Here is a 9,499-nt window from a genome sequence, read left to right as displayed (position 1 = left end):
GGTTAATGCTATTACTGATGAAAATGCTCTCAATTGGTTTAATCATTGTGGATTGTTTTTTGACCCTATTTAGATAGCTATTCTTGTACTGGACTTGATATCAAACTGCTGTAAATTGGAAAAATAACATTTATTAACCAAGGTCAGCCCATTTTACCGTCTGTAAAGCGTTCCCAGGTTGTTACCAGTGCTGAAACAAGATGTCATGCAAGCTTCCCAGGATCAGCCTATTTATTCTGAGGCTCCACTCCAATTATTGCTGTTTGTTGATGGACGGCCTCAGTCCCGTCAACAAGTTCAGCAAATTCGCGCTTATTTGAAAGAATTAGAGGATGGGTATAGTTTTGAACTACAAATTATTGATGTTGGCGAACAACCCTATCTAGCCGAACATTTTAAGTTAGTAGCAACCCCCGCTCTAGTTAAGATTCATCCAGAACCCCAACAGACTATTGCTGGTACTAATATTATTCCACAATTAAAAACCTGGTGGCCACGCTGGCAAGGTGCTGTTGACACTTTTTTGAAGTTGCAGGAAGATTTAGAAGAATGTCTGGATGAAGAGAGCCAAGTAATATTACCTAAGTCTACTATTCATTCGGTTGCGAATTCGGCGGAGGTGATTCAACTTTCGGATGAAATTTTTCGTCTCAAGCAGGAAAATGATAACCTGCAAGAACAACTACAGTTTAAAGACCGGGTAATTGCGGTTCTGGCTCATGATCTTCGCAATCCTCTGACGGCTGCAGCGATCGCTATTGAAACTCTTCAATCTAATTATAATCCAGATACGGGGGAATTTCAACGCCTAAAACCGGGTCTGGCTATACATTTATTGAAACAAGCTCGCACCCAAACTAGAATTATTGATCGGATGATTGCTGATTTGTTACAATTGGGGCGGGGTGAGGATACGGAATTACCCATTATCCCACAAAGGTTACAATTAGGAGAACTGTGTTTACAAGTTTTGGCGGAATTGAGCGATCGCTATACTGCTAAATCCCAAACGGTGAAAGTAGATATTCCCCAAGATTTACCCTATGTGTATGCTGATCCTGAACGAGTTCGCCAAGTTCTGGTTAATCTGTTGGACAATGCCATTAAATATACACCTGCTGGTGGTATAATTACTGTAGCAGGACTACATCGCACTAGCCAAAAAGTTCAATTTACGGTTGGTGATACGGGTCCTGGTATTCCCGAAGAAGACCGCGATCGTATTTTTGAGAATCTTGTTCGTCTACAACGGGATCAAGGTACAGATGGATACGGAATTGGCCTTTGTTTATGTCAACGCATTATCCGCGCCCATTACGGTCAAATTTGGGTAGACTCATCTTCCCACGGTGGTGCATGGTTTCATTTTACATTACCAGTGTATCCATCTTAGTCAGTTGTTAGTTGTCAGTTGTCAGTTGTCAGTTGTCAGTTGTTAGTTGTTAGTTGTCAGTTGTTAGTTGTCAGTTGTTAGTTGTCAGTTGTCAGTTGTCAGTTGTTAGTTGTCAGTTGTTAGTGGTAAATCAATTATCAATTACTTATTACAATTACCAAAAATGCCAAATCAATTAATGTATCAGCAGGACGATTTTGTTGTTTTAGAAACAAATCAGCCAGAACAATTTCTCACTGCGGCTGAGTTATTAATCAAACTGGAAACAACCTTATCACAAATTTTACGGGAGGATTTACCACTGGATGTACAAAAATTTCAGTCCGTCAGTGAACAAGCACAATATTTGCTAGATACAAGTTGTAATTTAGATGTGGGGACTGGAGAATATTTACACTGGTATGCGGTCAGGCTGGAAAAATAAAATTATTTTGGTTTATGTTTGTTCAGACTCAAAGGTTACGCGCTCAGACTGATATGCAGGTGGCTCAACATGAATTAAGATTCTAACTGGACTGAAACGTTGTTCTAGTTGTCTTTCTACTTCTTCTGTAATGTTATGAGCCGTTTCTACATCGCGTGCATCTACAATTAAGTGCATTTCTATAAACACTTGACGACCGATGACACCACGGGAAGCAATATCATGACAGTTAAGGACACCGGGTACTGATACTGTAATTGTATGAATAGTTTCTGGAGCGATCGCCATTTGGTCTACCAGCCAAGGTAAATTTTCTGTTAACACTGACCAACCACTCCAAAATACCAGTAAAGCCACTGGGAAAGCCAGTAGCACATCCAACAATTGATAACCCAACCAAACCCCAATTAAACCACCAATAACCGAGATTGTCACCCAAACATCACTCATAGTATGGGTAGCATCAGCGACTAAAATGGAACTACCTACTCTTCTCCCCACATTACGTTCATAAAAGGCTACAAAAATATTTACTCCTAACACAATCAGTAATAACCACAGTTCTGGAGGTGATACTCTCACAGGTTCACCACCTTTAATAATTCTTTCTACTGCACCTTGGACAATTTCAAAACAGGCTATACCTAAAAATGCAGCAATACCTAAAGCTCCCACCGCTTCAAATTTATTATGTCCATAAGGATGCTCTCGGTCTGGTAATGGTGAAGAAAACTTAATAGCAACTAATCCTAAGACATTGTTAGCACTATCCGTTACACTATGCAAGGCATCGGCCATTAAACTTAAAGAACCTGTCCAATAACCTACAAGGGCTTTTAAACCCATGACGAATACATTCAGCAGGAGAGTAATAATTAAAACTTTTCTAACTTCAGTGCGGTTATCGTAAGTCATATATTTATAATTGTCATTTGCGGAAAAAAGAATGAAGAATTTGTTTTCTTTAACTCTTACTGTACAACAATAAGTATTTATTTCTAGGAATAAATATATAAGAAATAGATCAAAAATTGCTAATTAAGAATTAATCTCTTTATTGTAGAAACAGATATTCAACTTCTGTCAAAAGTCGGGTATTTGGGATCATCTTCAGGTAATATGGATAATTACGAATTATTTTTAATAAGTAGCTTATGTCTTCTGTACCTCTAACACTAAATCTAGTAGAAGGTTCTGTTTCCTTCAGTTTTTCACACCAAGCAGCGCAAGAATTAAAAGCAGAAATCAATGAATTAATGAAAAGCCTCAAAGCTGTTGCTGCTAAAACTCCCGGTACAGGTAAAGTTAGTCCTCAACCTTCCTTAGAGTATCGTTATACTGGGGATGTATTTGTAGAGATATTTTGTAATCCTAATATCTGGCCTACTCCCTTTGCGGCTAAAGTTTTGTTAACAATTCGCAATTTAGGTATTCGGTTGACAACAGAAGCGGAACTTACCCGCGTTATTGAGGATCTTAATCAGTATTTAGAGCAGTTTTAAATTAGGTAGTAGGGAAAAAGGGGAATTTTTGCCAATAAACATCTGGTGAAAATTAAATGTGCGTATATCTCACCCCATACTCTGTATGGGAATGAGATAACCAGATAAATCAGCAACCTTGACTAAACTTGTCACCAAATTCCAGTGAAGGTATTGTTATTAACCTATTTTTTGTTTGGACTTGCTTTATTAAATATTTTATGTATATACTACGTAATAGGATTTTCAACTAGACAAAACCCAAAGTAACCAACTATGGATTTGGCAATATGAGCAACTCAGTATACAAAGTATTTGAAAAAATTGAGTTTAAAGCCAAGCTACTGGCTCAATATTGGGATAACTTTCAGACGGAAATATCTCAGCACTTACCAGAGAGTTATCAGTCGGAAATACAAGAACTATCCAACAACTTAGAAAAAGCCTTAAATCAACTCATTTACGAACTACAAAATCCTACTCTTACTTTAGCCACCACAGGGACTACAAGTAGTGGTAAAAGCACCTTAGTTAATTTATTATGTGGTGCTGAAATTGTCCCGGTTGCAGTTAGTGAAATGAGCGCTGGTGCAGTGACAATTGAGTACAGTAAAGAAAAATCTCTTATCATTAAGGAAACACCGGGGGCGTTATGGGAGTGTGGAGAATGGAGAGGAATTAGTGACGATAAAATTTATCAACGTCTTTATCAAGCAATGATAAGTTATATCGAAAATAGAGAAACCCAACCTAATTTAGCCTGTCCCCAATCTACAATTACTTATCCTTTTCGACTGTTAAAAGAATCTCAATTACAATTACCAAAAGCAACAAGAGTAAGAATACTTGATTTACCTGGTTTAGCTTATGTGGGTGATCAGGGTAATGCTAATGTGATTAAACAATGTCGAGAGGCTTTGTGTATAGTTACTTATAATAGTGCTGAGACAGATTCTCAGAAGGTAAAAAGTTTATTGCAAGAGGTAGTACAGCAGGTAAAAGATTTAGGTGGTTCTCCGGCGCGGATGCTTTTTGCACTGAATAGGATTGATGTTTTTCGAGCCGATAGAAGCTGGCCAGAATCAGAAAATCGGTTTGTTGAAAAAGCTATTCGTGATATTAAAAATGAATTAACTGAGCAATTAAAGGAATATACAGAAGATATTGAAAATTTAAAAGTAGTTAAACTGAGTACATGGCCTGCTTTGTTGTCTTTGCAAATTCAAAATCAAGATGATATTTACAGTGCAGATGCTTGTAAAAAAGCCGATAATCATTTTAATGGCTTAATTGAAGATATTTTAGAAGATTTGCCACGTAATACACAAAAATGGAATAGACACGATAAAAATAGAGTTGCTGAAGCATTATGGGAGAAATCCTATGGTGAGGAATTTCAGGAAAATCTCAGGGAACATATTAATAAACATTTTCCCCAGTTAGTAATTCCCCAAATTATAGAACGTTTTAATATAGCTGCTGGAAATGCGATCGCGGAATGGGCAACACAGACAACAAATGCTGTGCTTAATAGTTCGGAGGAACGGTATCAAGAAGAATGTGAAAAGATATCACAGATTAGATCATCAATTGAGCGTTTCTTACAAATTAGCGATACAAATTTAAGAGAGCCATTTGAAAGAATAGATACCAAGATTAAACAAGTTATAGCAGAACAGTCAGAAGATGATCCTGTGCTATATCTTGAATCAACAATTTTAGAACTTAAAAATGTAGAACCTTATAATCTATTAGGAGATAATCTATTAGGAGAAAAATTATATCCCCTTTATGGATGGAGACGGGAATTAGGTCAAGGAATTAACCAAGTATTAGAAGTAATAGCACAGTCTTTAGAAACTGGAAAGGTAGATTTAGACAGTACAAATTTTAAAAAAGCAAATCTTTTAAATGTCAATTTGCTAGGAAGAAACTTAAACCGACTTGTAAATTTAGGTTATACTGCTTCCGTAGCTAAAGAAGGGAAAATAATGGAAGCAAGAACAGATTTAGAAAAGAATCAACTTAAACAAATAAATGAAGAATTAAATGAACTAGCTATTCATTTGAATATTGTGATGGAGGATGTATTAAAGCAGATTTCCAGCCAAGAATTAAATAGAATGTACCAAGCAGTAGTAGAACTTTTTAATTGTCATTTATCTCATATTGAAAAGGGAGCAAATGATATTTCACCTAATATAGCAATTAAATTTCCAGAATCTCAACTTATTAAAGTTGATAGTCAACTTACATTTAACTTTCGTTTTGAAGCAGGGTTTCCTATTAATCAAGGAACATGGAAAGAAGAAATAAAGATTGAAAAAAAGCGAAGAGATTGGTACACATTATGGCTTTGGGAAGAGACTTTTTATGAAACCCAATATGAAACCCGTTCTAGTGATAATGCCGAAATACCTAGTGTGAACAATTTACTGAGAGGTTGGCTGATTCAGTCTAAAAAGGAAGAAAGAAAAATAGTCAACAAAATTGCAACTTGGCTACTAGAACAAATTGATTGTCTAAAAAAAATGTAGATAAACTTCAGAATGATATTATTGACCGTTATCAAGCTAGACTTGATAAAGCTAACCAAGAAATTACTCTAGATTATGAAAACCAAAGAAATATTTGGCAACCTATGCAAGAAAAAGCTCAAAACCTTGCAGAAGAATTTTGTAGGTTAGAGATAGTTTTAAAAAAGGAGTCTTAAAACCTAGTGGTAAACCAGAATCCTAAGAATCTATATCCTCGAATTTTTAATAACGTATATCCTCAAATAAACGGAATTAAAAAAGGTATTTTATATAAGACTATTCAAATAATAGTTAATGAAGAACAATCACAATTGCAAATAGAGACAATCAAAATATGTAATTTGTTTGGTATACGACCTAGTGCTGATAAAGAGGACGATAGAAAAATTATTGATGACTTGTTGGATGAAATCTTAAAAAAATCAATAGCCAAAGAACCGGCTAGAATGGCAATAAGCGGTTTTTTAAAAGGAGACAATATGTTTTTCAAAGGAGAAAATATGGAATGGATTTTTGTAGCAGCAGCTTTTACATTCGTTGGCTTATTTTATTATAAACAAATTCGTGATAAAAAAGATCAGGAAAAAATTAAACCAACTATAACAGCAACACAAGAACAACCAATTTATCAGCGTCCAATTCCTGCGGATTTATGTCTTGTTGTTCCAGCATCTATAGCTAGTAATTTCATAAATCGTTCAAATTTAAAGGTTGATGAGCTAATCTACCTCATAGATAATGCTTCTTACTTCCTATGTACTAGTGTTAAAGTTGCTGACGCAAATGAGCAAAATTTAGAAATAACCGATGATAATATTTCATCTGATAGCATACGGGAAGTTTATATCAGAATCAATATTAATGATGGTCGTAATATGATTAATCAAGATGTACGTTTTTCTTTAAAGAATAATCTACCAAGTCAAGCAGATTGTACAGTTAAGAAATTAGCTTGTCTTGGAAATTTATCTGGTTTAAAAAAATTTAACCGTATTTAAGGAGTATCTACAATGGATTGGAAAACAGCATCTTCCTACTATGAAACCCGTTTAACCGACGCTTTAAATATCCAAAGACACGCGGTTAATTTAGCCAACTTACCTCAAGCAGAAGTTCCCCCTAAATTAAAACAAATCCTATTACAAGAAGCACAACCCGCACGTCGTCAACTGGAAAGACTCAAAAAACGGGAATTTCGCATTGCAGTAGTCGGGTTAGAAAAAGCTGGGAAAAGCACTTTTGTGAATGCTTGGTTAGAATGTGACTTACTTCCAGCGAAGGGAGGAAGATGTACATTTACTACCACACAAATTTATTCGGTTGAACATGAATCAGAACAAAGATTAGAAGTACAAGCAAAGACAGAAGCTGAATTTATCAACTTACTCAAAGAATTAGAAAAAGCTCAAGCCCAAGAAGATATTAATACTATTCGCACCAATGAAATCACTTTACAAGAAGTGAGACAAGAAGGAAATCTAACATTTCCATTTACGAGATTAGAGGATATTCGAGAACCTTTAAAAAAATATGTAGCAGATGAAAAATATGCTCATGCTGTGTTAGAAGCGAGACTTTATACTAACAAACTTGCACAAGCTGAAGGAATTGTATTTTATGATGTTCCCGGTTTAGATTCAGGTTTAGCAAAGCACGTTGACGAAGCACAAGAAATGTTATCAGATTGTGATGCTGTGATATTAGTACAGCGTTTTACCAGTCTGCGAGAAAAGGAATTAGAAATTATCAAATTTACAGAACAGGGAGATAAAAACGTCACTGTTGCTGATAAATTATTTGTATTTTTAAGTCGCATTGATTCATTAGGTAGTGCAGAAGCAATGAAAACCCACATTCAAGAAGCTGCTCAAGATTGGTTAAAACGGGCAAATTTACCAAATCATAGAATAGTTTCTGGTTCTGCTGGTGCATATTTGCTATTAAATAATATAGCCGGAGAACAAACTAAATTAGAAATAGGAGATACCCATATTATTCAATCTCATTTACAGAGATTAACAGGTATTGATGATGTGGAAATTCTCAAAACAGATGCTACTGGTATTCCTGTAATTAAAGAGAAAATCTTTGATTATATTAATACCGAAAGAGTCGCTATTTTAAAGAAACGGTGTGAAGCTTCTCTAAATACAATTATTAGCACATCTGAAGAAATTTATCGTTTAGTTAGTAAAAATCATCCAGAAAATCCTGAACAAGCAAAGCTATTTGCAGAAAACAATCAACGGGTTTTATTTGCAGAATGGTGGAATCAAAAATGGTTAATCATTAAAGCTGATTTACAAAAATACTATGATGCTTATATTATCAATAAAGCTTTAGACAATTTAACCGCTAATTCCTTAACTCAAATAGAGAAATTTCGAGAAGGATATCTAGAAATCGTTGATCAAGAAATGCAGAAACTCCGAGAGGAAACTTTTAAAAAGAAAGATACTATCTTTTTGGCTAATTCCAATCCTGAATTTGATAGAATGAAAGCTAATTTTGCTTGGAGAGAGGATTTGTATAATGATATAAGTAGACTTTTATCTAATATTGCTAGACAATTGGCTTTAGAATTACAAAATGAATCCTTAAACTTAGTTGCATATATGACAAGTTTATTATGGGGAAGTGATCAAGTAAAAGCTAGGTTAATTGAAAATTCAGAAGATTATTTTTTAGCTAAATTAGAAAATAGTCTCAGTGTCTTATTTTTGCGGTTTGCGCGACCTGTCGCAGAAGCATTAATTAGAGGTCCTATTAATAGTGACACTCGCAATAAAATCATTAAAAGTCTGGGGGTAGATATTGAAATTGTTGACAATTATTATAGTGGTAAAGAACCTGCTTATAGTCTTTTGAAAAGATATGTAAAATATGGTGCAGATTTACTTTTTAACTTAGAAGTTCGTCAACAAGTATTAGGAATTACGGGAATAGTAACAGGAATAGCAACAGCAGCTATTAATAACGAAATACCACAACAAGCGGTAATTTTTGAAGTGGAAAATGATATTAATGCTTTTGAAGAATATTTAAAATTTGCAATTTTTAACGCTGCTAGTTTTGAATCCTATTGTATTCAAGAACTCAAAGGTTTAGTTGATAGTTTTCGAGAAAAAGAAGGAACTTGGACAGGGGTAGCTTTGAATGAATGGTTACAAGGAAATCCACTTTTATTAGCGGAAATACCCAATAATTTAAAATCGCAAGCATCTAATTTAGAAGTTAGTGAAAGATTACGACAATTATCTATTGCTTTAAAAAGTAATATTCTAGAAAATAGGGAGAAGAATATCTAAAAGCATTGTGTCATTTCCAGCCTATCAGAAGCCATAATCGATAGTCAAAGTGTAAAAAGTGCCGTCGTGGTGAGTCAGGAAGTAGGATATAATGTGGACAAACAAATCAAAGAGCGGAAGCGGTTTATGACCGTTGATACATTAGGTTTGATTCTGCGGGTGTTAATCGCCGCCGCCAATGTGCCAGAGCGATGCTATGATTCTGATCATAGTCAGGTAATTAGCATAAAATTACCTCTGAAAACTTTTCAAAAATCCTCTAACTCAAGGGATATTAAGCCGGACAATAGAAGAAATGATTTAGGGTAATGGAAACAGACTCTTAGCGGCAAAGGTAGCAACCTGTTACAATTAAT

Annotated in this window: 9 protein-coding genes; 8 read left to right on the top strand and 1 reads right to left on the bottom strand. The window is 35.0% G+C overall.

Translation table 11 applies throughout. From position 1 onward, the window contains the following. Positions 1–187 precede the first annotated feature (187 nt). On the top strand, positions 188–1,393 hold the full coding sequence (locus H6G44_RS17005; RefSeq protein ID WP_190387707.1) for a histidine kinase: 1,206 nt from the start codon (positions 188–190) through the stop codon (positions 1,391–1,393). 163 nt (positions 1,394–1,556) lie between these two features. After that, positions 1,557–1,817 carry a chlororespiratory reduction protein 7 gene (locus tag H6G44_RS17000; RefSeq protein WP_190387706.1) on the top strand — a complete coding sequence of 87 codons (261 nt, stop codon included), beginning with the start codon at positions 1,557–1,559 and terminating at the stop codon, positions 1,815–1,817. A 12-nt stretch (positions 1,818–1,829) separates the two neighbouring features. On the opposite strand, the gene H6G44_RS16995 is transcribed toward H6G44_RS17000, so the two are convergent. Continuing rightward, entirely contained in the window at positions 1,830–2,732 is a 903-nt protein-coding gene (locus H6G44_RS16995) for a cation diffusion facilitator family transporter (RefSeq protein WP_190387705.1), read from the bottom strand. 239 nt (positions 2,733–2,971) lie between these two features. Here H6G44_RS16995 and H6G44_RS16990 point away from each other — a divergent pair, with 239 nt between their 5' ends. The 6 genes from H6G44_RS16990 to H6G44_RS20405 all read left to right on the top strand — a co-directional run bounded on the left by H6G44_RS16990 (position 2,972) and on the right by H6G44_RS20405 (position 9,452). Further along, entirely contained in the window at positions 2,972–3,319 is a 348-nt protein-coding gene (locus H6G44_RS16990) for a hypothetical protein (RefSeq protein ID WP_190387704.1), read from the top strand. A gap of 269 nt (positions 3,320–3,588) precedes the next feature. Continuing rightward, positions 3,589–5,835 (top strand): dynamin family protein, encoded by a 2,247-nt coding sequence (locus tag H6G44_RS16985; protein ID WP_199291862.1) that lies wholly within the window; start codon positions 3,589–3,591, stop codon positions 5,833–5,835. Beyond that, positions 5,817–6,011 (top strand): hypothetical protein, encoded by a 195-nt coding sequence (locus H6G44_RS20030; protein ID WP_199291861.1) that lies wholly within the window; start codon positions 5,817–5,819, stop codon positions 6,009–6,011. Before H6G44_RS16985 ends, H6G44_RS20030 begins: the two co-directional genes overlap by 19 nt. Positions 6,012–6,017: 6 nt before the next feature. Continuing rightward, the gene (locus tag H6G44_RS16980; RefSeq protein WP_190387703.1) at positions 6,018–6,833 is read left to right on the top strand and encodes a hypothetical protein; all 816 of its coding nucleotides are present in this window, start codon (positions 6,018–6,020) and stop codon (positions 6,831–6,833) included. Positions 6,834–6,845: 12 nt separating this feature from the next. Further along, complete coding sequence (locus H6G44_RS16975; protein ID WP_190387702.1) at positions 6,846–9,143, top strand: dynamin family protein; 2,298 nt, start codon at positions 6,846–6,848, stop codon at positions 9,141–9,143. Positions 9,144–9,236: 93 nt separating this feature from the next. Further along, on the top strand, positions 9,237–9,452 hold the full coding sequence (locus tag H6G44_RS20405) for a hypothetical protein (protein ID WP_242031777.1): 216 nt from the start codon (positions 9,237–9,239) through the stop codon (positions 9,450–9,452). The last annotated feature ends 47 nt before the right edge of the window (positions 9,453–9,499 follow it).

It is taken from the genome of Aphanizomenon flos-aquae FACHB-1287 (assembly GCF_014698755.1).
Taxonomy (GTDB): domain Bacteria; phylum Cyanobacteriota; class Cyanobacteriia; order Cyanobacteriales; family Nostocaceae; genus Dolichospermum; species Dolichospermum flosaquae.
Note: the sequence above shows the minus strand (reverse complement) of the source record. Positions and strands in the feature narration are given on the sequence as shown.